This window comes from Rhodococcus spongiicola (assembly GCF_004011835.1).
Classification (GTDB): Bacteria; Actinomycetota; Actinomycetes; order Mycobacteriales; family Mycobacteriaceae; genus Prescottella; species Prescottella spongiicola.
In genome coordinates, this window is the sequence record NZ_RKLN01000004.1 from 303,825 (window position 1) to 325,781 (window position 21,957).

The 21,957-nt window shown below is 67.0% G+C and carries 23 protein-coding genes; 11 read left to right on the forward strand and 12 right to left on the reverse strand.

Going from position 1 to position 21,957, the window contains the following annotated elements:
• Positions 1-65 precede the first annotated feature (65 nt).
• The 4 genes from EF834_RS12800 (at position 66) to EF834_RS12815 (ending at position 2,291) form a co-directional block, all read left to right on the forward strand.
• A complete protein-coding gene (locus EF834_RS12800) occupies positions 66-422 on the forward strand; it encodes an Rv2640c family ArsR-like transcriptional regulator (RefSeq protein ID WP_127947596.1) in 357 nt (118 codons plus the stop codon).
• A 130-nt stretch (positions 423-552) separates the two neighbouring features.
• Positions 553-1,149: a CHAP domain-containing protein gene (locus tag EF834_RS12805; protein WP_127947597.1), complete on the forward strand. Its 597-nt coding sequence runs from the start codon at positions 553-555 to the stop codon at positions 1,147-1,149.
• 74 nt (positions 1,150-1,223) lie between these two features.
• The gene (locus tag EF834_RS12810) at positions 1,224-1,682 is read left to right on the forward strand and encodes a hypothetical protein (protein WP_408014506.1); all 459 of its coding nucleotides are present in this window, start codon (positions 1,224-1,226) and stop codon (positions 1,680-1,682) included.
• Positions 1,683-1,940: 258 nt separating this feature from the next.
• Positions 1,941-2,291: a hypothetical protein gene (locus EF834_RS12815; protein ID WP_127947598.1), complete on the forward strand. Its 351-nt coding sequence runs from the start codon at positions 1,941-1,943 to the stop codon at positions 2,289-2,291.
• Between the two features lie 30 nt (positions 2,292-2,321).
• Here EF834_RS12815 and EF834_RS12820 read toward each other — a convergent pair whose 3' ends face one another.
• On the reverse strand, positions 2,322-3,695 hold the full coding sequence (locus EF834_RS12820) for a glutamine synthetase family protein (protein ID WP_127947599.1): 1,374 nt from the start codon (positions 3,693-3,695) through the stop codon (positions 2,322-2,324).
• A gap of 45 nt (positions 3,696-3,740) precedes the next feature.
• Here EF834_RS12820 and EF834_RS12825 point away from each other — a divergent pair, with 45 nt between their 5' ends.
• Both EF834_RS12825 and EF834_RS12830 read left to right on the forward strand, forming a co-directional pair.
• Positions 3,741-4,916, forward strand: a complete 1,176-nt coding sequence (locus EF834_RS12825; protein ID WP_235871157.1) for an amidohydrolase family protein — start codon at positions 3,741-3,743, stop codon at positions 4,914-4,916.
• A gap of 114 nt (positions 4,917-5,030) precedes the next feature.
• On the forward strand, positions 5,031-6,653 hold the full coding sequence (locus EF834_RS12830; protein ID WP_127947601.1) for a long-chain fatty acid--CoA ligase: 1,623 nt from the start codon (positions 5,031-5,033) through the stop codon (positions 6,651-6,653).
• A gap of 48 nt (positions 6,654-6,701) precedes the next feature.
• On the opposite strand, the gene EF834_RS12835 is transcribed toward EF834_RS12830, so the two are convergent.
• From EF834_RS12835 to EF834_RS12865, 7 genes are all read right to left on the reverse strand, one after another.
• On the reverse strand, positions 6,702-7,109 hold the full coding sequence (locus EF834_RS12835) for a hypothetical protein (protein ID WP_127947602.1): 408 nt from the start codon (positions 7,107-7,109) through the stop codon (positions 6,702-6,704).
• Between the two features lie 165 nt (positions 7,110-7,274).
• Entirely contained in the window at positions 7,275-8,435 is a 1,161-nt protein-coding gene (locus EF834_RS12840) for a threonine synthase (protein ID WP_127947603.1), read from the reverse strand.
• Between the two features lie 3 nt (positions 8,436-8,438).
• Positions 8,439-9,173, reverse strand: coding sequence for a polyprenol monophosphomannose synthase (locus EF834_RS12845; RefSeq protein WP_127947604.1), 735 nt, complete (start codon positions 9,171-9,173; stop codon positions 8,439-8,441).
• A gap of 104 nt (positions 9,174-9,277) precedes the next feature.
• Positions 9,278-9,676 carry a VOC family protein gene (locus tag EF834_RS12850; protein WP_127947605.1) on the reverse strand — a complete coding sequence of 133 codons (399 nt, stop codon included), beginning with the start codon at positions 9,674-9,676 and terminating at the stop codon, positions 9,278-9,280.
• Positions 9,677-9,826: 150 nt separating this feature from the next.
• A complete protein-coding gene (locus tag EF834_RS12855; RefSeq protein WP_127947606.1) occupies positions 9,827-10,987 on the reverse strand; it encodes a hypothetical protein in 1,161 nt (386 codons plus the stop codon).
• On the reverse strand, positions 10,987-12,174 hold the full coding sequence (locus EF834_RS12860) for a phosphotransferase family protein (protein WP_127947607.1): 1,188 nt from the start codon (positions 12,172-12,174) through the stop codon (positions 10,987-10,989). The genes EF834_RS12855 and EF834_RS12860 overlap by 1 nt, the downstream gene beginning before the upstream one ends.
• Before the next feature lie 135 nt (positions 12,175-12,309).
• On the reverse strand, positions 12,310-13,518 hold the full coding sequence (locus EF834_RS12865) for a cytochrome P450 (protein ID WP_127947608.1): 1,209 nt from the start codon (positions 13,516-13,518) through the stop codon (positions 12,310-12,312).
• Positions 13,519-13,603: 85 nt separating this feature from the next.
• Between EF834_RS12865 and EF834_RS12870 the strand changes: the two genes are divergently transcribed.
• Together EF834_RS12870 and EF834_RS12875 are read left to right on the forward strand one after the other, a co-directional pair.
• Positions 13,604-14,500, forward strand: a complete 897-nt coding sequence (locus EF834_RS12870; RefSeq protein ID WP_127947609.1) for a helix-turn-helix domain-containing protein — start codon at positions 13,604-13,606, stop codon at positions 14,498-14,500.
• Positions 14,497-14,868 carry an SgcJ/EcaC family oxidoreductase gene (locus tag EF834_RS12875; protein WP_127947610.1) on the forward strand — a complete coding sequence of 124 codons (372 nt, stop codon included), beginning with the start codon at positions 14,497-14,499 and terminating at the stop codon, positions 14,866-14,868. The genes EF834_RS12870 and EF834_RS12875 overlap by 4 nt, the downstream gene beginning before the upstream one ends.
• 55 nt (positions 14,869-14,923) lie before the next feature.
• On the opposite strand, the gene EF834_RS12880 is transcribed toward EF834_RS12875, so the two are convergent.
• Genes EF834_RS12880 through EF834_RS12895 form a run of 4 tightly spaced genes read right to left on the reverse strand, consistent with a single transcriptional unit; the run spans position 14,924 to position 18,851 of the window.
• Positions 14,924-15,967: an ABC transporter ATP-binding protein gene (locus tag EF834_RS12880; RefSeq protein ID WP_127947611.1), complete on the reverse strand. Its 1,044-nt coding sequence runs from the start codon at positions 15,965-15,967 to the stop codon at positions 14,924-14,926.
• The gene (locus EF834_RS12885) at positions 15,964-16,746 is read right to left on the reverse strand and encodes an ABC transporter permease (protein WP_127947612.1); all 783 of its coding nucleotides are present in this window, start codon (positions 16,744-16,746) and stop codon (positions 15,964-15,966) included. The genes EF834_RS12880 and EF834_RS12885 overlap by 4 nt, the downstream gene beginning before the upstream one ends.
• Positions 16,746-17,609 carry an ABC transporter permease gene (locus tag EF834_RS12890; RefSeq protein WP_235871158.1) on the reverse strand — a complete coding sequence of 288 codons (864 nt, stop codon included), beginning with the start codon at positions 17,607-17,609 and terminating at the stop codon, positions 16,746-16,748. The genes EF834_RS12885 and EF834_RS12890 overlap by 1 nt, the downstream gene beginning before the upstream one ends.
• 27 nt (positions 17,610-17,636) lie before the next feature.
• Positions 17,637-18,851 (reverse strand): ABC transporter substrate-binding protein, encoded by a 1,215-nt coding sequence (locus tag EF834_RS12895; RefSeq protein ID WP_235871159.1) that lies wholly within the window; start codon positions 18,849-18,851, stop codon positions 17,637-17,639.
• 231 nt (positions 18,852-19,082) lie between these two features.
• Between EF834_RS12895 and EF834_RS12900 the strand changes: the two genes are divergently transcribed.
• The 3 genes from EF834_RS12900 (at position 19,083) to EF834_RS12910 (ending at position 21,812) form a co-directional block, all read left to right on the forward strand.
• On the forward strand, positions 19,083-19,829 hold the full coding sequence (locus EF834_RS12900; RefSeq protein WP_235871160.1) for a TVP38/TMEM64 family protein: 747 nt from the start codon (positions 19,083-19,085) through the stop codon (positions 19,827-19,829).
• A complete protein-coding gene (locus tag EF834_RS12905; RefSeq protein ID WP_127947614.1) occupies positions 19,807-20,436 on the forward strand; it encodes a CDP-alcohol phosphatidyltransferase family protein in 630 nt (209 codons plus the stop codon). Before EF834_RS12900 ends, EF834_RS12905 begins: the two co-directional genes overlap by 23 nt.
• A 212-nt stretch (positions 20,437-20,648) precedes the next feature.
• Complete coding sequence (locus tag EF834_RS12910) at positions 20,649-21,812, forward strand: beta-propeller fold lactonase family protein (protein WP_235871161.1); 1,164 nt, start codon at positions 20,649-20,651, stop codon at positions 21,810-21,812.
• Positions 21,813-21,957 lie beyond the last annotated feature (145 nt).

The window sequence follows — 21,957 nt, forward strand, 5'->3', positions numbered from 1 at the left end:
AATAGCTTTGCGCCTTCAGTCTCCCACCTTTTCTACATATGTCAAATAACCGGTAGGATTGGGTCATGCCAAAGGCCCTACCCATTGTCGACGTCTCCGCGCCCATCTGCTGCGCTCCGGTCTCGGCCGCGCCGATGGGCGACGACGCGGCCCTGGAGGTTGCCCTCCGGCTCAAGGCGCTGGCCGACCCGGTCCGAATCAAGCTGATATCGATCCTGCTCACCGCGGACGGTGGCGAAGTCTGCACCTGCGATCTCGCTCCAGGCGTCGGATTGGCCGAATCCACCGTCAGCCACCACCTCGGGCAGCTCAGGAAGGCCGGCATGGTCGAGTCGACCCGCCGCGGGATGAACGTCTACTACCGTGCCCGCACCGATTCCCTCGACGCACTCCGTGTGGTTCTCGACCCGAACTGCTGCTGATGGACCCGTCGGGGCAGTTGAAGGACGGGAGCCGAAGGAGGCGGAGTCGAAGGACGGTGACCTGGAGGATGCCGAAGCCGATTCCCACAAGAAGCGCTGACCCGCAACGTGATCGGCTAGATTCGAGAGTATGAGCGCACAACCCGTGGCCCGCCGTCGCCGTCTCCGTCACGCAGTCTGGATCGCTGTGGTCGCGGTGCTGGTGGTCGCTGTCAGCGCCGTACTCCTGTGGGTGCCGTCGAGGTACCTGCCTTGGGACACAGCATCGTTCCCCGACGTGGATCGGACCGCACTGACGCCGACGCAGGCGCGGATCGTCGACCTGCTCGAGGTCGAGCACGCCGAGCAACGGCCGGGCACCTTCTACTCGGACGGCGTCAAGGAGCCGTGGTGCGCGAACTTCGTCAGCTGGATCATGCGGGAGGCCGGTGAGCCGCTGTCGAACGCGCACTCCGGGTCGTGGCGCATCCCCGGCGTCTACACGCTGCAGGAGTATTACGAATCCCAGGGTCGTTTCGAGCCGATCGGCAACGGCTACCGGCCCACGATCGGCGATGTGGTGTTGTACAACAACGAGTTCCGGGTCGGCCAGCACACCAACATCGTCGTCGCCGTCGACGGCGACACCGCCACCACCGTCGGCGGGAACGAACTGGGCAAGATCCGGGTGCACAACCTCGACTGGCACTCGGACCACGCGGTCGTAGGGTTCGGCCGGCTTGACTAAACGTAGGCTTACCTATCGCGGCATTTTCTCCTAGAGTCGGTAGCCGAACTCCGACCCTGAGGAGGCTGGTCACATTGTCAGGGAACGACCACGACCGCCGACACCCGCAGACGCCGCTGTCGGGACGCGACGCCGCTCACCTGCCCGGGCACTGGTTGCTCGCCCGCCTGGGGAAGAAGGTTCTGCGTCCGGGCGGACGGGAACTGACCGAACGAATGCTGGTTGACGCTGACCTGTCCGGTGCCGACGTCGTCGAGCTCGCGCCCGGTCTGGGCCGCACCGCGCGCGAGATCGTGGCACGCGGCCCGCGGAGTTACGTCGGAGTGGAGGCCGACGTCGACGAGGCATACCGGGTGTTGCGACCGCGACCGATCCTCACCGACGAAGGGCTACGGGGCACACTGCGTTTCATTCGCAACCTGCTGCGAGATTCCGATGCCCGCGCCCGCGTGCGGGCCATCCGGCGCACATTCATTGCCTACCGGGACAACCTGGTGGCGATCGAGGTGATCGCGAGAAAGGAGCGGCGGTGACGGCGGATACGGGTTTGGTACGGATCGACGAGCTGGCGAAGTTCCACCGCGGGAGGGCGGCTGTGCGCGGGTTTCCGCGTGAAGGCAACCGATGCGGATTAGGTGCGGTTGTCCATGTGCGAAGATCGACGGCGTGAGATGTACGGGACAACGCCGCCGCTGGCGGCAAGCATTGGGCGCGGTGTACCGATCGTCGCCCCGGGCCGTCCTCATCCGGGGGTAGCGGGTCGGGGCGCCTGAGCACCGAAAGGCATCGTCTTGTCCCGTACCGACGCCCACTCCCCTATCTGGGTCAGGCTCATTCGCCGTGAGCTCGAACCCGAGCCGTGGCACTTCTGCTTCAATGGAGCCTGCGATCTCCCCGACTTCGCTTCGTACGAGTCGTCTACGCGTCTTGAGACCCGTTGTGCCTGGTTCTTCAAGTACACCGGCACCAATGTGTGTTCGTGCGACGTGTGCCGCGATCAGGTCGGCCACCGCCTCGACCTCCGCCGGGAGCGCCGCGCCGCCGCCTCCCGTCTCGAACTTGGCCGCCGCCAGTGGGAACTCGGCAACGAATCGGCGTTCGACGACGTCGTGGTCCCGCACCGCAACCGCGACTGGTGGTGAGTACTCACCGAGTGTGAGCGGTGGGCGTTCTCAGAACGCCCACCGTAGCGCCGCAGCGATCTCTTCGTCCGTCGCGCCGGTGAACCGGGTGATCTCGGCACGGTGCACATCGACGATGGTCGCCGACAGCTCCGTCCCGAACGCATCGGTGAGAACGGCATCGGATTCGAATGCGTCGGTGGCCTCGGCGAGAGTTCTTGGTAGGCGGAGGATTCCGCGACGGCGACGGTCGGCTTCGGTCAACGACGCGGGGTCGACATCGACCAGGTCCGGTAGGGTCAGGCCCCCGCGGATGCCGGCGATGCCCGCGAACAGCAGCCCCGCCATACACAGGTACGGGTTGGCCGACAGATCCAGCACCTTGACCTCGAGGTTGGCGGCGCGGTCCTCCTCTCCCCCGCTTCCGGTCACCAAACGCACTGCAGTCTCGCGGTTTTCGTGGCCGCATGCCTGGAAGGACGCCGCCCACCGGCCTGGAACCAGCCGCAGATAGCTCGCCGGCGACGGCGCCCCCACCGCGAGCAGACCGGGCAGGTGCTCGAGAATGCCGGCCGCGAATGCCTCGGCCGTGTCGGTCAGCCCGCACGGACCGTCGCCGCCGCTGTGCAGATTCCGTCCGTCCCACCACAGCGACAGGTGGACATGCCCGCCGCTGCCGACTCCACTGGCATCCACCGAGGGGGCGAACGAGACTCGCATCCCGTGGCGGATCGTGATCGCGCGGATCGTCTCCCGCACCAATACCGAGGTGTCGGCGGCCCCGAGCGGATCCTCGGCGGCCACCGACACCTCGAACTGGCCCGCGGCGTACTCGGGATGTATCTGCTCGACACGCACGCCCTGCTCCTGCAGCGCGGCGACCAGATCGATCAAATAGTTCGATTTCTCGACTATTCGCGTGAATCCGTATGCGGGCCCGCGGGTGGCGGGCACGAAGTCGTCTTCGTCGGCCCCCACCACCCACTCGATCTCGAACGCCGCCTTGGCGGTCAGGCCCTCGTCCGCCAGCTGGGCGACGGCCCGGCGGACGGTGGCGCGGGCGTCCTGCGGATGCAGGTCCCCGTCCTGGGTGTAGCGATGGACGGGCGCCCACGCCCAGCCAGGCTGCGCCGCGAGCACCGTCAACCGGTCGAGGTCCGGGACCAGGCGTAGATCACCGATGGGACTGCCCGCGTACCGGCCGGAAACGATCGTGTCGTCCGGGGTGAAGGCGTCGAACACCGGCGACGCCCCCACGCCCCAGGTGGCGGCCCGCTCGAGACGGTCGAGCGGGACGGCCTTCGTGCGAACTACGCCACCGTTGTCCACCCACGGCAGCGCAACGAGGACCACGCCGCGTTGGGCGAGGCTGCCGCAAAGGCGTGCCACCTCGAGTGCTCGACGGTCACGTTCTCGCTGATCCATCGCAACTCCCTCACATCGCGGTCGGTCAGCGGCAGAATGGCAGGGGTGGCACCATTCTCAGACGATACGCCGCGCACCCCCGGTGCAGGTTCGATTGCGGGGATGGTCGAGGCTCTGCGGCTCGTCGACCATCACTGCCACGGGGTGGTGCGCGCACCACTCGAGCGCCGGGCCTTCGAGTCCATGCTGTGCGAGGCCGCAGCGCCCGGGCGTTGGCACGGCAGCCTCTTCGATACGCATGTCGGAATCGCGGTGCGCCGGTTGTGCGCACCGGTTCTGGATCTGGCACCGCACGCCGAACCCGACGAATACCTCGAACGGCGTGCCGAGCTCGGCGTCGACGAGGTCGCCGGACGGCTGCTACGCGCGGCCGGAATATCCGAATTCCTGGTCGACACAGGGTTTCACCCCGAACAGCTGACCACGCCGGACGTGTTGGCCGCGTATGCCGGCGGCACCGCACGCGAGGTGGTCCGCCTCGAACGGGTAGCCGAGGAGACGATCGCCGTGTGCAGCGCCGGCACGTTCGCGCAGGAGTGCCGCGCCCGGCTCGGTGATGCGGCCCGCACAGCGATCGCCTTCAAATCCATTGCCGCCTACCGAGTGGGGCTCGATCTTGCACCGGAAAGACCCTCTGACGCAGCGGTTTTCACCGCTGCAGCGCGATGGGCGTCGGGGGTTGCCGCCGGAAAACCGATTCGTCTCGCCGACGAGACGCTGATCCGGTTCCTGATCTGGACGGCCATCGATCTCGGGTTGCCGATCCAATTCCACGTGGGATACGGCGACGCCGACATCAACCTTGCCCGCGCGGACCCGTCGCTCCTGACGCCGCTGCTGCGTGCTACCGCCGATCGGGGTGTGCCGATCATGCTGCTGCACAACTACCCGTTCCACCGGCACGCCGGCTACCTTGCGCAGGTGTTCGACCACGTGTTCGTCGATGTCGGACTGGCCGTCCACAACGTCGGTCGCGGGGGAGCGGCCCGCGTCCTGGCCGAATTGCTGGAGCTGGCACCGTTCGGTTCGGTGCTGTTCTCCACGGACGCCTACGGCCTGCCCGAACTGTTCCATGTGAGCGCCGTGCGGTTTCGGGACGCCCTCGCGACGGTCGTGGAAGAACAGGTGGCCCGTGGAGATTGGTCCGAAGATGATGCCATGCGGATCGCCCGCACGATCGGGTCGGAGAACGCCACCCGCGCCTACCGCCTGTACCAGTGAGAGGACCGATCGGTCCGAAACGCCCAGGCATAGTGTTGGGTGACGCGCGTCACCTGAGTGGCGTAGTTTCACCGTCTACACGCCGCACCGATATGCATGAGCCAGGAGTAGCCAATGCTCAGTACGATGAACGACTCACCGCTATCCATCGCGCAACTGCTGCGGTACGGCAGTACCGTCCACGCGGGCGCAGAGGTGGTCACCTGGACTGAGTCGGGCCCTCGTCGACGCACGTACGCGGAGGTCGGCCGCCGGTGCGCGGCGTTGGCGCACGCGCTGCGTGGGCTCGGCGTCGACGGTGACGATCGAGTGGCGACCTTCATGTGGAACAACGCCGAGCACCTCGAGGCGTACCTGGCGGTTCCGTCGATGGGTGCCGTGCTGCACACGCTCAACATCCGTCTCTTCCCGGAGCAGCTGACCTACGTCGCCAACCATGCGGAGGATCGGATCGTCATCGTCGACGCCACCTTGGTTCCGCTGCTGGGTCCGCTGTTGGCACAGATGAAGACGGTCGAGCACGTCATCGTCACCGGCGATTCGACGGCCGGGCTCGAGGCGCCCGAGGGCGTCCAGGTGCACACCTACGAGGCCCTCATCGCGGGCGAGCCGACCGAGTTCGACTGGCCGGAGCTCGACGAACGATCGGCTGCGGCAATGTGCTACACGTCGGGAACCACCGGAGACCCCAAGGGGGTCGCCTACTCGCACCGTTCGATCTACCTGCACTCGATGCAGGTGTGCATGTCCGACGGGTTAGGCCTGGCAGCGGGTGACCGGGTGCTCGCGGTGGTGCCGCAGTTCCACGCGATGTCGTGGGGCCTGCCGTACGGGGCGTTCATGGCCGGGGCGTCACTGATCATGCCGGACCGGTTCCTGCAACCGGCGCCACTGGCCGAGTTGATCGCGGCCGAGCGTCCGACGTACGCAGCCGCCGTCCCGACGATCTGGCAAGCACTGCACCTTTACCTCGAGGAGAATCCGCAGGACATCTCGTCGATCCGGGCAGCGCTCGTCGGTGGGTCGGCCGTGCCGCCGTCGTTGATGCACGCGTTCGAGAACGACCACCAGGTGTCCGTGCTGCACGCGTGGGGTATGACCGAGACGTCGCCTCTGGGGTCGGTCGCGCACGCGCCGGCCGGCAGCACGGGGGAGGAGCGGTGGAAGTACCGCTACACCCAGGGACGGTTCCCGGCCTCCGTCGAGGCGCGGCTGATCGACGACGACGGCAACCGGGTGCCGCACGATGGCACCAGCGTCGGCGAACTAGAGGTACGGGGGCCCTGGATCACCTCGTCGTACTACGGGGCCGACGCGCCCGACAAGTTCCACGACGGTTGGCTGCGGACCGGTGACGTCGGGTCGATCACTGCGGACGGCTACCTCACACTGACCGACCGGACCAAGGACATCATCAAGTCTGGTGGCGAGTGGATCTCATCGGTCGACCTCGAGAACGCGGTGATGGCGCATCCAGCCGTCGCCGAGGCCGCGGTGATCGGTATCCCGGACGAGAAGTGGGACGAGCGGCCGCTCGTGGCCGTGGTGCTGCGCGAGGGCAGCGAGACCACACTGGACCAGTTGCGCGACTTCCTGGCCGACAAGGTCGCCAAATGGCAGTTGCCGGAGAACTGGGCGGTGATCCAGGAGGTGCCCAAGACCAGCGTCGGAAAGTTCGACAAGAAGCGGTTGCGCGCCGACTTCCACGACGGGAATCTCGACGTCACGCGGCTGTGACGCGCCGGTTCGGCGCGCTACGCCTTCGAACGTCCGCCGCTCGCGCGGCTATGACGCGCTGCCGAAATGGATCGGGGACGGGGTGACGTCGAAATGGAGGGTGGTCGTCGCCGGCTCACCCTGCGGCGGCGCGAAACTGAAGACAGCGGTGTATCGGCCCGGTTCGTTGATGGGGGTGGCGACCGTGGCGAAGCCCAGCGTCAACGGAACCGTCCTCGTCGTTTGCTCGCCGTCAGGTTCGATGACCTCGAGCGTGACGGGGGTGGTGGCATCTTCGCCGGTGGGGGTCGGTGTGACAGTTACCGCGAGGGTGGTGATGTTGTTCGAGTACACGGTGCCGATCGGCGGGTAAGCGGTGATCTGGTACGTCGTCGCGGCGGAGGCGATCGGAGCGAGTGCGACAAGCGCGGCACCGGCCAGAGCGGCGATGGCGACGGACCTGTGTTGGAGGCTCATACGAATCCCTTTCCTTAGCGCCGTCAACGGTGGTGGCTCGTCAACGGCGGTGACTCGTTGAAGACCGCAACGCTATCGACGCGATCGGCCGCGCTCGGGAGGACTCGCGCCGGAGGAACGGTTTTCACCCGAATCGGGTGAGTTGGACTCTTTCCGCAGCGTACGTCAGACCGATCGGTGGTCGCCATCGCCGTGGGTCTCAGCGAGGAGCCGTGCCATGCTCCGGTCGGCCTTGAGGCCGGAGCCGGTCAGAATCGCTACCACGATGCTGCTTTCGGAAATCGAGCCATGCCGCAGGAAGTCGGGGAGGGCGGCGATGACCATTGCACTCGTTGGTTCCGCGTACAGGCCGCGGGCGGCGAGGCGTCGCACCGCCGGCCCGATGGCTGTCTCGGGGACGGCGACCATGTCGCCCCCTGAGGCGCGAACCGCGTCGAGCACCTCCCGGTCGCGGACGGGCACCGCGATCGATGTTCCCTCCGCGACGGTGGGGGTCCACCGACCCGGTTCCCGCGAGACCTCGGGGCGACCCGCCGTGAAGGCCTCCACCAGCGGGCTGCAGTTCTGTGGTTGTACGACGAGGATGCGTGGCGGCTTCTCGATTGCACCGGAGCGTACGAGTTCGTCGAAGCCGATCGAACACCCCAGGGCCAGGCTTCCGGCACCGGCCGGCAAGAGGACGGCGTCCGGGACGCCGAAGCCGAGGTCCTCCCAGATCTCGTACGCGAGCAGCTTCGTTCCCTGGAGGAAGAACGGGTGCCAGTTGTGGCTCGCGTAGAAGAGCTCACCAGAACGTCTGACCGCCTCAACGGCAGTCGCGTGCCGATCGCCGGGAACGAGATCCACCCGGGCGCCGTGGAACCGGCTCTGGAGCAACTTCGCCTCGGAAGTCGACTGGGGAGCGAGGATGGTGGCATGGATTCCGGCTGCGGCGGCATACGCTGCCACCGAGGCGCCACCGTTGCCGCTACTGTCCTCCAGGATCTCCTCGATGCCCTGGTGAGCCAGGACCGACATCATCACTGACGAACCGCGATCCTTGAAACTCCCTGTGGGATTGAACCATTCGGGCTTGACGTGCAGAGTGATGCCCTCGACCGTCAGATCGAGCATCGGTGTGCAACCCTCGCCGAGACTCACCGGCCGCATCGCGAACGGCAGCGCGCGGGAGTATCGCCACTGCGAGCGCACCGAGGTGTCGACGTCACCGCCTGTGATCCCAGGGAGTGGTGAAACCAGCAGCGGTGACCCGTCCGCTGCCCGCCATCGGGGCGTGTCGATCGGATAGTGGCTGCCGTCGCGGCCGACGAGGGTGCTGGGCGGCACGGATCAGCGCTTCTTGCCGAACCGCAGCTTCCACGGCACCAGCGCCGACTCGAGTTGGACGGCCAGGCTCATCTTCGACACGCCCTCGGTGCGTTCCTCGAACCGGATCGGGACCTCCGCGATCCGCATGCCCCGACTGGTGGTGCGGTAGTTCATCTCCACTTGGAACGAGTAGCCGTTGCTGTGGATCGACCCGACGTCGATCGCCTCGAGCGTACGAGCGTGCCACGCCTTGAACCCTGCGGTCGCGTCCTTCACCCCGAGCCGCAGGATCGCGTTGACGTAGAAGTTGGCCCACGCGGACAGCGCCTTGCGGTGCCACGGCCAGTCGCTCGCGACCGCACCACCGGGGACATACCGGGAGCCGAGGACGACGGCGGCGTCGGTCGTGGTGAGGGTGCGGATCATCGCGGGAATGACCTCGCACGGGTGCGAGAGATCGGCGTCCATCTGGATGACGATGTCGGCGCCGCCCTCGAGCGCACGAGTCATGCCTGCGACGTAGGCGCGCCCGAGTCCGTCCTTGGCGGTGCGGTGCAGCACCCTGATCGGAAGTGCGGAGTCGATCGCGAGCTTCTCGGCGACCTCGCCGGTGCCGTCGGGAGAGTTGTCGTCAACCACCAGCAGGTGCAGATTCGGGACCTCCAACGCGGCCAGCTGCTCGACGAGCGTCGGCAGATTGTCGCGTTCGTTGTACGTAGGTACAACGACGGTCGTCTTCGGCGAACTGCTGTCCATGGTGCCTTCCCGGTGATCACACGCTGACGTCTCCAGCAAGAGCGAGTGTGGTCATGAATGCAAGCGAAGGCAACTTACCTGGGGTTTCCTCGTGGTTTACCCGCCTACTCGGCTATGTTCACCAACCACGAGACGCCGAAGCGGTCGGCGCACGCCCCGAACGTGTCGCCCCACACCTGCTTGTCGAGGGGTGTCTGGGTGGTGCCGGAAGCAGAGAGTTTGTCCCAGTAGCGACGGAGTTCGGCGGCGTCGTCGCCGCTGAGACTCACCGCCATGTCGGTGCCGACGTTGTGTTCGGCGCCGGGCGGCGTGTCCGCAGCCATGATCGTGAAGCCGCTGTCCGTCTCGAGGATTGCGTGCATGATCTTGTCGCCGTCCACGGGCGAACCGAAGTCGCCGTACGTGATCATGTTCAGGGTGCCGCCGAACACACTCCGGTAGAACTCCATCGCCTCGCGGGTGTTGCCGGCGAAGAGGATGTACGGGTTGAGCAGAGAGGCCATGAGACGCTCCTGGGCTCGTCGCGGTTCGTGCCGATCGATGACGCGGGAACTGCTCTTCGCGATCTCACGGTACCGCCGATCGCCCCGTGCCGAGGCGGTTCGACGAGGCTGCCAGGGCGGGGGGATCCTGTCCGGACGCTTTTACGCCCGTCAGGGAGCGACGTCGCCGACACCGGTGAAGCCGTACCGATCGCACGGGCCGATGATCGCGATCTCGAACAGTCCGGAGCCGATGTAGGTGTCGCCGTCTTCGGTGAGCGTGAAGCGGGTGAGATTGTCGACGGGGCACAGCATCTTCTTCCACGGTTCGATGGCGGCGACTTTCTCGCGCAGTCCCTGCACGACCAGGTCGCCCTGCCACATGCCGTGCCGCCAGTCCGGTTCGAGCCCGTAGCCGGTGCCCACTCCCAGGTAGTGGGGCAGCAGCGGTTCGCAAGTGACGGTCAGAATCTCGTCGGGCTTGCCGTAGCCGCCGGGGCGGTGGAACTCGAGGCTTGCGCCGGCCACCTCGCGGGTGCCGGAGACGAACGTCAGATCATGTTCGGGTCGGCCCAGCCACTCGGGTTCGCGGTCACGATCGGCCCACACCCTGGTGGCGTCCTCGACGATCCGACGGCCCTGACGATCCTCCTGCATCATCACAATGATCGAGAACTCCTCGAACTGCATGACCGTATAGATCCAGAAGAAGTTCTGTTCCGCCGCGAGCGCCGAATCGGCGCGCCGACCAGGCGGCTCCGCCTCGCCCACCGGTCGCACACCCCACGAGCGGTCACGGTTGCCGCGCCACCTGTCGTCGGTGACGGGAATTGCCTCGCCGTCGACGGTCAGCGTTCCGCTCCACCTGCCGGTCTGGACGAAGCGCTGCGTGTCGAACGTGACCCGCTCGAGCTGGCGGTGGAAGTGCCTTGCCTCGAGGGACGCCGGAACATCCGATTCGAAGACCAGGTCGAACGACAGGTCCGGCGTCTCGGGGGCCGGCTCGAGCACCACCCGCAGTCGGTGCAGCCCCTCGAGGACCTCGATGCGCAGCGGTCCCACCGAGAGGTCCATCCGGTCCGATCCGAGGGCCTTCGACGCGCGAGCGACGAGGTGATCGTCAGCGCGGCGGAGCACCGCGAAGGCGTCCGACACACCGAGGTTGGGGTACTGGCCGAGACCGATGATGAGGAACAGCGGTTCGCCGTCGGCGTCGAGGCCCGGGTGGCAGTTGAAGTAGTAGCGGTCGTAGAAGTTCCGGTCGGACGTACCGACGTGACGAATCGGCTCCGCGATCTGATGGACCGGGAAGTCATCCATGGGGGAGAGCATCACGCAACCCCCTTCTCGTTCGGACCATTCCAGTAGGTGCCGTCGAGCATTCGTTCGAGGGTCGTTCGATGCAGGATCATGTCGTCCGGGTCGTCCGGGGCTTCGGCCTGGCCGAACGCTACGGCCCGACTCTGCACACGGAACATGATGATCGCGTGACGCAATGCGGCGTACAGGGTGAAGAAGTCGAGGTCGGTTGTGGAGTAACCGGTGAGGTTGCGGTAGGTCTCGGCGACGTCGTCGCGTCGCAGGAAGTCGGGCAACCCGGGCAGTCCGGCGACGCCGGCGAGATCCTCGAAGAAGCGATGGAGGAAAACCATCCAGCCCAGATCCAGCTCGCGGGGACCGAGAGTGGCCATCTCCCAGTCGAGGACCGCAACCGGTTCGAAGTCGCGGTAGATGATGTTGCCGACGCGCGCGTCACCCCAGCACAACACGGCCGGTCCGGTGACGGTGGGCCAATGCTCGTCGAGCCACTCGAGGCCGCGCTCGATCAACGGCGAGCGCGGGGTGGTCTCGACGACCCACTCGTAGTAGCGGTGCAGGCGGTTCACATGCGCGCACAGTGCCGCGTCGGCGGTGACGTCGTCGGATCCCGGATCGGGCGAGAGCGCCGGAAAAAGCTGTGCGGGTTCGGGTATCGAGTGCAGTTCGGCGAGCACACGAACCGACGAGTCCTGCAGTCGGCGTCGGTCCGCGGGGGAGGCTTCCGACAGCCAAGAGCCGAAGGTGTACGGCATCACGTCCGGTGGGATCTGCCCGTCGACTCGGTCCATCACGAAGAACTCGCCGCCGAGCGCGGCCGGCGACGTCTCGGACCAGTGGACGCGCGGCACCGGGACCGACGAGAGGATGCCGACGGTCTTGATGACCTGGTACTGCTGGTCCATGTCGTAGGAGGGGAAGACCGGTACCGCCGAGGGGGCGGGAGCGATGCGCGCGACCAGGCCGTGGCGGCGTATCTCGCCGTCCTCGTGCCACAACACGTCGAACAGGATGGTCTCGCTCGACATGCCGTTGGCGTCCGGGACCTGCACATCGGTGACCGCGGGCTCCACGTCGGCAGGCAACTTGGTTCGGAGCCATCGCTGCAGACGATCGGCGATCTCGGCGGGGTCGGTGCGGGATTCTCCGGGCCTGGCCATCTCGGAATAGTCGCGGCCGTTGTTCGTGTGCTCGAAACTCATGGCGCCCCTTCGACGGTGGTCCATCGAGTATCGGCTACGACGCGCCACCGAGGGGCCCGATCCGTCGGATTGGACCGGACATCGGAGACGGCCGCGCCCTACGGCGCGGCCGTCCCTGAAATGTCGTTGGGTGATCTAGTCGCGATCCCACTCCACGAGAAGTGAATTGGGGCCGCGCAGGGCGACACCCACCTGGCTGGTGACGCGCGCCTGCTCAGCGGCACCCTCCTGCAGGCGTAGACCGGGCAACCGGTCGAGCAGAATCGTGAGGGCCGTGTTCAGCTCGGCCAGCGCGAGCCAGCTGCCGGCGCAGCTGTGAGGGCCCTGCCCGAATGCGAGCATCGAGGTCGCGCGGCGGGTGATGTCGAAGCGGTGGGGGTCCTCGTGGACGGCGGGGTCACGTAGGGCCGCGTTGATCGAGAAGATCATCGGGGTCAATGCGGGGATCTCGATCCCGTTCCAGGTGGTGGCCTCCGGGCAGGCACGCGGCAGCAGACCGACCGGCGGCTCCCAGCGCAGGCCCTCCCAGATGGCCCACTGCACGTGCTCGGCCGGATCCGAGCGCAGCAGCTCCATCTGATCGGGGTGGGTCAGCAACGCGGACAGGGTGTTTCCGAGCGCGAGCATCGTCGTGTCGGCGCCCGCCGGGAACAGCAGACGCAGGAAGGACAGGATCTGCTCGTCGTCGAGGGTCTCGCCCTCGGACGACTCGGTGACGAGCATGGAGATGAGGTCGTCGCCCGGGTTCGCCCGCCGCTCCGCGAGAATGGGGGTGACGAAATCGGTGAACTCCTGGGAGGCGCGCTGCGCGGCCTCGGGATCGAGCGGGAAGTAGAACAGGTCGTGTGCCCACCGATGCACGGTGGCCTCGTCCTCGACCGGCAGACCGAGAAGTCGACTGATGATCAGGACTGGGTAGCGGGTGGTGAACTCGGCGACGAGGTCGGCGCTGCCGCGATCGACGAACCGGTCGATCAGTTCGTGAGCGAGGGGCTTGAGGATCGGCTCGATGTACGCCGCGATCCGGCTGCGTCGGAACGGCGGCGAGACGATCGCGCGGTTGATCCGATGTTCGCGACCGGCCATGCACTGCAACGTCTTTCCCAGCACAGGCTGGGTTGTCATCGAGTAGATCGCGGATGCGGGGAAGGTGTCCTCGTCCTTGAACGCTGCGGACACCAGGTCGTTCGTGAGTAGGAGGACGGCCTTCACCCCGGCGAACGGAACTATTGCGTAAGGCTTCTCGGTGCGGAGTCGCTCGAGGATGGCGTGGATCTCGGGAGCGTCCTGGAACGCAAAGTCGACGCCCTCGATGTCGACGTCGTCGAGTGTCGGTGCGGTCATCAGGGTGGAGCCTCTCAATCTGTGATACGAATATTCGTGTCACATGAGTCGAATATCGGTTACTGTGGCGAGTGTAGGAGGAGACGTGAACCGTGACAAGGGCGCTGCGGCGTCGCCGCCGACCGATCGCGTGGTGTCGGTGATCGAGATGCTGGCGGGGAGTGAGGCGTCGTGCAGCATCGCGCAAGTTGCCGACTCCCTGGGTCTGAGCCGATCGACCGTCGCGTCCATCCTCGCTGCACTCGATGCCCGACGGTGGGTGCGCCGTGAGTCCGATCTGACGTACCGTCTCGGTCCTGCCCTCGTCGGCGTGGGGGATGCCGCCCGCGGAGCACTAGGTATCCCGCCGGGCCTCGACGAGGCGCTCGCCGGCCTGGCCGAGGAGGTCGACTGTGGTGCGGCATTGGGGACCGTCGGCGCCGCCGACCTCACGTTCCTCGCCGTGGACGCCGGCCGGGGCCGACTGCCCGCGGGCATCACGGCCGGCACGGTGCTGCCGCTGCGCGCGCCCGCAGGTGCCGCGGTGATCGCGTTCGCCGACCAATCGCGGCAGCGGGCGTGGCTCGAGACTGTTCCACCCGAAGAGCGTGCCGCGTTGGATGCAGCGCTCGCGTGTATCAAATCCAAGGGTGTCGGCGTGTGGGGCATCGGAGCGGCCGATCCCGGCATGCTCGACGTCCTGGCGGAGGTGGTCGAACACCTCGCGGAGGATCCCACCCGGCACAACCTGCGTGCGCGGGTACTCGCATTGCTCGGCGGTATCAGTGGTCGCCCGTACGCCGCCGCCGATCTGGACAGGGACGCCGCTCTTCCGATCAGCTATCTCGTGGCACCCGTATTCGACGCCGACGGCCGGGCGGTCTGGGAGTTGCAGATCGGGCCCCTGAGGTCCGCCGTCACGCGCACGGAGCGGAGACGCTACATCAAACACCTCACCCGAACCGCTCGGGAACTGGAGACGAGAAAAGGAGCAAACACATGAGTGCTGCCGCGGACCTGGTCACGGAGTTCTGTGCGCTGTGGGCCAAGCCGGATCCTGCGCTGATTGCGAGTTACTTCACCGAAGACGCTGTGTACCACAATATCCCGATGGAACCGGTGAAGGGTCGCGAGGCGATTCGGGAGTTCCTCGAGGGCTTCCTGGCCGCGTTCGACGGGATCGACTTCCAGATCCACAAGCAGGTCGAGCAGGGCGGCATCGTGATGAACGAACGCACCGACGTGCTCCGCGGGCTCGGGAAGGAGACCCCGCTGGCGGTCATGGGCGTGTTCGAGGTCGTCGACGGCAAGATCGTGGCGTGGCGCGACTACTTCGACATGGCCGCGATCACGGCAGCGTTCGGAAGCTGAGGACCCGCACTCTACGCCCCACGAATCGGCGCGAGTATCGCCGCGTGCACCGCCGTCAGCGAGTGACGGCGGTGCACGCCGCGCGGGGTATCTCGAGGCCGACCTCGGTGCCGGTGGGGGCTGTGGTTCCGGTGGGTAGTTCGACGTGCACCACCACCGAACCGATCCGTACGTCGGCGATGGAGCGAAGTCCCGCCGGACGGGCACCGCAGATCACCCCGCGCGGAAGGTCCGGTGAGCCGTCGGCGATGCGGATCATCTCGTGCCGGATGAGCAGAACCGCGGGTCCGTCCTCGGGCACCGGAGCATCCGGCGGAAGGTGCAGCGCCCCGAGGTCGGAATGATGAACACCACCCTCGAGGTGCCCGTGAATCTCGTTGATTCCCCCCATCAACCGGTTGACCGCCAACGTCGACGGTTGGGTGTAGGCGGAGCTCACCTCCGAGTGATGTTCGAGAACGCCGTCGATCAACACTGCGACGGAGTCCGCCAACACGGCGGCCTCGTGCCGATCGTGGGTGACGAGAACGATGGTCGGCGACAGCTCTTTCCGGATCTCCCGGACCAGTTCGTACATGTCCTCGCGCAGGACGGAATCGAGTGCACTGAACGGCTCGTCGAGCAACAACACGCGTGGGGCGTTGGCCAGGGAGCGTGCAAGCGCGACACGTTGAGCCTGCCCGCCGGAGATCGCGCCGACGGGGCGATCAGCCAAGTCCGCCAGGTGTACCAGTTCGAGGTATCGACGAGCACTCGACCGCGAGGCCGAGCGTGACTGCCCGGACGCGCGGGCCGAGAACCCCACGTTGTCGATGACCGACAGGTGCGGGAAGAGCAGCGGTCGCTGGAACACCATCCCGATGCCCCGTCGTTCCGGCGGCAGTGCGGTGACGTCGACGCCATCGAGGGCCACCGATCCGCCCGTCGGGGCATCGAGTCCGGCGATCAGCCGCAGCGCGGTGCTCTTCCCCGACCCCGACGGTCCGAGGATCGCGGTGCACGAACCCGCCGGCACCTCGAGGTCGATTCCGGCGAGCGCGGGATGCTGCTCACCTGGGTGATGACGCTCGAGGCGAGTCAATGACAGCGTCGCGCTCACGAGAGCGACCCCCTTACGGTGCGGGACAAGGTGATCAGCAGAACCAGAGGCGGGATCAGCGCAAGCATCGACAGTGCGGCCACCACGGAGTCGTTGCCGGTTCCCGAAGCGAACGAGGCCACCAGGATCGGGACCGTGATCAACCGTCCGCCCCCGATCAGCAACGTCACGATGTAATCGCTCCATCCGACCAGGAACGCCAGGAAGGCCGCACCCGAGAGCGCGGGCGCGAGCAGCGGTATCTGGACGCGCCGCAGCACCGTTGCTCGGGACGCACCGAGGGTGCGCGCCTCCTCCTCGTACCCGCGGTCGTAGGCGCCGAACGCCACCCGCATCACGTACGTCGTATAGGGCATGGCGGCGACGGTGAGTATCGCGACCACCGCGACACTGCTGGCGACACCGGATCGAAGGACCAACACATCCAAACCGAGCGCGACGGCAAAGGGCGGCAAGCACACCGGCGCGAACAGTATCGCGGCAACGACTCCGGGGAGGTGCACCCGACCGGAGACCAGCGCCCGCGCAGCGAGCGCGCCGAGGGGAGTCGCAATGGCAGACACCGACAGCGCCAGGGCTGTCGACGTGGCAAACGCGCGCGCCGCACCCGCGTCGGCGGCACTGCGCATACCGTCCAATCCCCATTCCTGCGGGAGGACGTCGGGAAAGGACCACCGGTTCGCGAACACCCACAGCACGAGTGGGACGAGCGGCACCACGAACCAGAGCACCAAGAGCGCGCGGAGCGACGCCGCGCCCACCCGTCTGGCCAGGCGCATCACTGCCACACCGCCGAACGGCGCAACGCACTGAGGGCCACCGCCGCGGTTGCCAGCGCCAGACCTGTGGTGACGACCGCGACCGCGGCCGCCTCGGGTCGCGCGGCGAGATCGATCGAGGTGAACAAGCGAACGGCCATCACCGGCAGCGGTTCGGGATACGCCCGTCCGAGAATCTTCGCCACCTCGTAGGAGCCGACCGTGTAGGCGAACGCGATGGCCGCCGACGCGATCAGGGCGGGCAGGATCAGCGGCAAGGTGACCAGCCGCAGCCGTGCGCGCCGTCCCGCCCCCAGCGTCGCGGCAGTCTCGTCGTAGCGGGCCACCCGGGTGGCGAGCGTTCCGGCAACCACCAACGCGATGAACGCCGATTCCTTCCATGCGTACTCTGCGATCACGGCAACCCACCATCGCCCTCCGACGAGCGCCGGCCATCCGCTCTCGTCGAGCCCCAGCAGCCGGGGGAGCAGTCCGGAATCGGCCAGCAGCAGCCCCATGGTGGCGGCACCGATCAGGTGCGGCACCGGAATGGTGAGGCTGGCGGCGAGCATCGCCGTCCGCCGGCCGGACAGCACCGACAAGGCCGCGCACAATCCGATCGCGGCGGCGAGAGCGGTCGAGATGACCGCGATGGCGAGGGTGAGCAGGGCAGAGGTGAGCAGATCCTCGGAATTGGCGGTGTACGCCTCGAGGGTCAACTCCGGATTGCCGACCAGCGGCATCAGGCCGAGACTTTGCAACAGTGCGGTGCCCAGACCCGCGCCGACGACCGCGACCACGGGAATCACAGCGGGCAGCACCCACACGGTGTAGCGCCAACTGCTTCGACGGGACACGCGAGCCTGGGCGTCGTCCGCTTTCACCGGTATGGGTTCCTCATCGACCGGCCTTCATCGACCCGCGAGGACGTTGCGCCGCCAACCGTCGTCGAGCGGGCCGACCCATTGGGCCGACAGTTCGGGGTGTGCGTTGCGGGAGAGAACATCGTAGGGCGGGACCACAGGCGACGACGGTAGCGCAGCGAACGCCTCACGGTCCGCCGGTGACAATCTCTCCATGTCGAGAACCGTGAACTGCCCCCAGACATCGGGGCGGGCCGACGCGAGTTGCTGTTCGGGTGAGAGCGCGAGGTTGGCCACCACGCGGGCGGCGGCCGACTGCCCCGAGGTCGAGGGGATGGCCAGGAAGCTGGCGTTGCCCACGGTGCCCTCGTCGAGCTGCAGCACCTTGGTCTGCGGTGGATACGTTCCCTTGGCCACCAGCTCAGTCAATGTTGCCGGTCCGTAGGTCATCGTCATGTCCACCTGACCGCCGGCGTACAGGGCGTCGAGCTCGGAGGAGGTCTGCGGATAGGTGGTCCCCCCGCGCCACAGGGACGGGGCGATCTCGCGCAACCGGTCGAACAGGGCCGGCGTCAGACGGTCGTAGTCCGCCTCGCTGAACTGGGACGGCACATTCTCCGCGCCGCCCGACACACTAGCCAGCACCTCACGGACGAACACCGATCCGGTGAAGTCCGGCGGCGCCGGATAGGTGAATCTGCCCGGGTTCGCCTGCGTCCAGTCGAGGACGCCGGCGAGGGTCGTCGGTGGGTCGGGGACCGCCGCGGCGTTGTAGACGAGGGTGAACTGCGCCTTGTGCCACGGCGCCTCGCAGCCCTCGACCGGGGTACCGAAATCATCGTTGAGCAGGGGATCGTCCGGGTCCGTGAATTGCATGTTCGGAAGTGTCGCGGTCCACCCGCACAGCCAAGCACCGGCCTGTTTGCCCGTCCCGAAGTTGTCGCCGTTGACCCAGACCAGATCCACGTCCCCGTCCGTGAGACCGGCCTGCCTTTCCGACAGGATCCGGTTGACAGCATCGGACGTGGACGCGACGGGCACCCGACGTAGCGTCACCCCTGCAGCCCGCGCCGCCGGGATGAGGTACTCGTCGACGTAGCTGTTGCCCTGTTCGTCGCCGCCGTACATCCACAGCGAGACCGTCTGTCCCTGGGCCTGCTCCTCGATCTCACTCCACGGCAGGTTCTCTGCGACCGGGGCTTCGGGGCCAGGCGCGGCGCACCCGGCGAGCAGCACCCCGACACTGAGCCCTGATGCGACCAACGCGCGCGCCGCGACACGCGATCTTGCGGGTATCCGTCGAGGGATTGACAGGCCTCTTGGTCGAACGAACTGCTTCACAGACACCCTCCGGGCGGTCCAGGGCTCAGGATGGATCGGACGAATTCTTCGGTTCGGGAACACAGCAACACCGCCGATGCCTTCCCGTAGAAATGGATCCAGGGCATCGTGGTGTTGGGTGCTTCGCGTCGAAGACAAGAACGAGGGTATGCGGTGGAGATCGAAGAGAAGGCGGCGGGCGGACGAGCGGGCTGGGACTACCGGCTCAAACTGGGAATCCTCGCTGTCATCATCCTCGGCGGTGCCCTCGTAGCCCTCAGTATCGACGTGCCGCATCCGGAATCGCTGCGCGACCAGGTGGCCGCGGCCGGCGCCTGGGGGATGGTTCTGTTCGTCCTCCTCTATGCCGTCATGACTCTCACTCCCTTCCCGGCGAGCGCGCTGACCGTGGCCAGCGGTCTGCTGTTCGGACTCGTGGCAGGGGTTCTCGTCGTGGTGGTCGCTGCGACCCTCGGCGCTTGGATCGCCTACTGGGTGTCCCGCTCGCTCGGCCGCGGCGGGGTCGCGCGGATCGAGTGGTCCAAGGTCCGCGCGATCGACTCACTGCTCGAGCGCCGCGGACTGACCTCGGTGCTGATCGTGCGACTCGTTCCTCTGTTCCCCTTCGGCCTCGTCAACTATGCCGCAGGGCTGAGCGCAGTGCGGCAACGCGACTACGTCATCGGCACCGCGATAGGGATCGTTCCGGCCACCGTCGGCTACACAGCGCTCGGCGCTTACGGCACGTCGCCACTGTCGTGGCCCTTCGCGCTCGCGGTACTCGCGATCATCCTCTTGAGCGTCGGCACCGGATACCTCGCGCGACGGATGAAATTCCTTCGGGCCGCCCAGAACACGAGCGACGGGGGCGTCGAGAGCACGGGGGCGGGGGGCCAGAATGATCGACCAGTATCTACGTAGGAAACTCGACCCGCCGCTTGCCCGCTGCGCCGGGGTGATCGACATTCCTTCGATCACCCCGGATCGGATCACCGGGGTGGGTCTGGTGCTCGGGCTCGGGAGCGCCGTCAGCGCCGGCCTCCAATGGTGGTGGATAGCCCTGGTCCTGTGGCTGCTCTCCCGGCTCGCCGATGGACTCGACGGCCCCCTCGCGCGCCGCCGCCGCGCCCACACACCCGCGGCCGGCGATGCCGGCGCCGGAGGATTCTTCGACATCACCGCGGACTTCATCGTCTACGGGAGCACAGTGGTCGGCGTCGCTGTCGGGGCCACCTCCGCATACGGTGCGCCGTGGTGGCCGTTCCTTCTCGTCCTCCTCGCCTACTACATCAACGGCACCGCGTTCCTCGCCTTCTCCTCGATTGCCGAACGCAGCGGCCGTACCCTGGACGATGGCCGGTCCTTGTCGTTTCTCGGTGGCCTGGCCGAGGGTGCGGAAACCGTTGTGGTGCATGCATTGTGGTTAGTGTTCTCGGCGTTCGCCTGGCAGATCGCGGTGGTCTGGGCTGCGGTGGTCGCGGTGAGCTCGGTCCAGCGGATCATCGCCGGTTACCGGGCACTGCGCTGACCGCCCCGACCGGACTGTAGCGCCCGCCGCGAGTACAGACTTTCGGCCCGGGATTCGACCCAGATCCAGCGGTCTTGGCTTCTCGGCGTGTTGGGGATCGCGAGCGCTATCTGACGGTTAGCCTCCGAGGGGCTGTCGGCATGCGCACCCGACCGCCAGTTCTCCCGCAGCATGGTTGATCCGTTTTGGTCCTCGTACGGCAGGAGAAAGATGTGAATCACCACGGTAGTTCTCACACCCACTCCGCGATCCGGGTGAGTGCCCCACGTCTGGTGCTGGGAGTGCTGGCCACGTTCGCGATGGTGTTCGGCATTGCCGAACCGGGGGCGGCGGCCGCGGACACCGTCGTCGAGACCATCCCGGTCGGGAACAGCCCGCGCGTGGTGGCCATCACCCCGGACGGGACCCGCGCCTACGTCCCCAACCAGTCAGACGGCACGGTGTCGGTGATCGACACCGGCACGAACACCGAAACCACTACCGTCACCGTCGGAAGTGCCCCGATCGGGGTGGCGATCACCCCCGACGGGACCCGCGCCTACGTCACCAACTTCAGCGACAGCACGGTGTCGGTGATAGACACCGGCACCAACATGGTCTCGGGCGTGCCCATCCCCGTCGGGCCGGGCCCGATCGCGGTGGAGATCACCCCCGACGGAACCCGCGCCTACGTCGCCAACCTCTTCAGTGATTTGGTGTCGGTGATCGACACCGGCACCAACACCGAGATCACGACCGTCACGGTCGGGAACAACCCGGAAGGGCTGGCGATCACCCCCGACGGGTCCCTTGTCTACGTCAGCAACTCCGATGACGACACGGTGTCGATGATCGACACCGACACCAACATGGTTGTGGGCTCGCCCATCTCGGTTGGGGAGGTCCCGGTCGGGGTGGCGGTCACCCCGAATGGGTCCCGCGTCTACGTCACCAGTGTCGTGGACGACAAGGTATCGGTGATCGACACCGGCACCAATACCGAAATCATCACCACCACCGTTGGAAATGCACCGTTCGGGGTGGAGATCACACCGAACGGGGCCTTCGCCTACGTCACCAACCAAAACGACGGCACGGTGTCGGTGATCGACACCCACACCAGCACGGTGGTCGAGACCATCACGGTCGGGAACGACCCATACAAGTTGGCGATCACACCGAACGGGGCCTTCGCCTACGTTGCCAACCGAAGCGACGGCACGGTGTCGGTGATCGCGATCGACCAATGCACCGGGTCGCTGTGCACCGGCTCCGGATCATTGGCGGGCGGTGGCTCGATGGCCGGCACCGGCTCGACGGGCAGTGGAGGCACCGGGTCGTTGGCCGGTGGTGGCTCGTTGGCCGGCGGTGGTTCGACTGGCAGCCCTGCCAGCTGACGTCCATACCGTGTAGCGCCGACCGGCACCGCCGCCATACAGACCGCTAGGGTTGCGGGCCACTCGCTTCGGTGGCGGTGGAGTTGATGTCGATAGTTTCCGGCGTGTTCGGGATCGAGACGGTTGTCCCACGGTTAACCTCCGG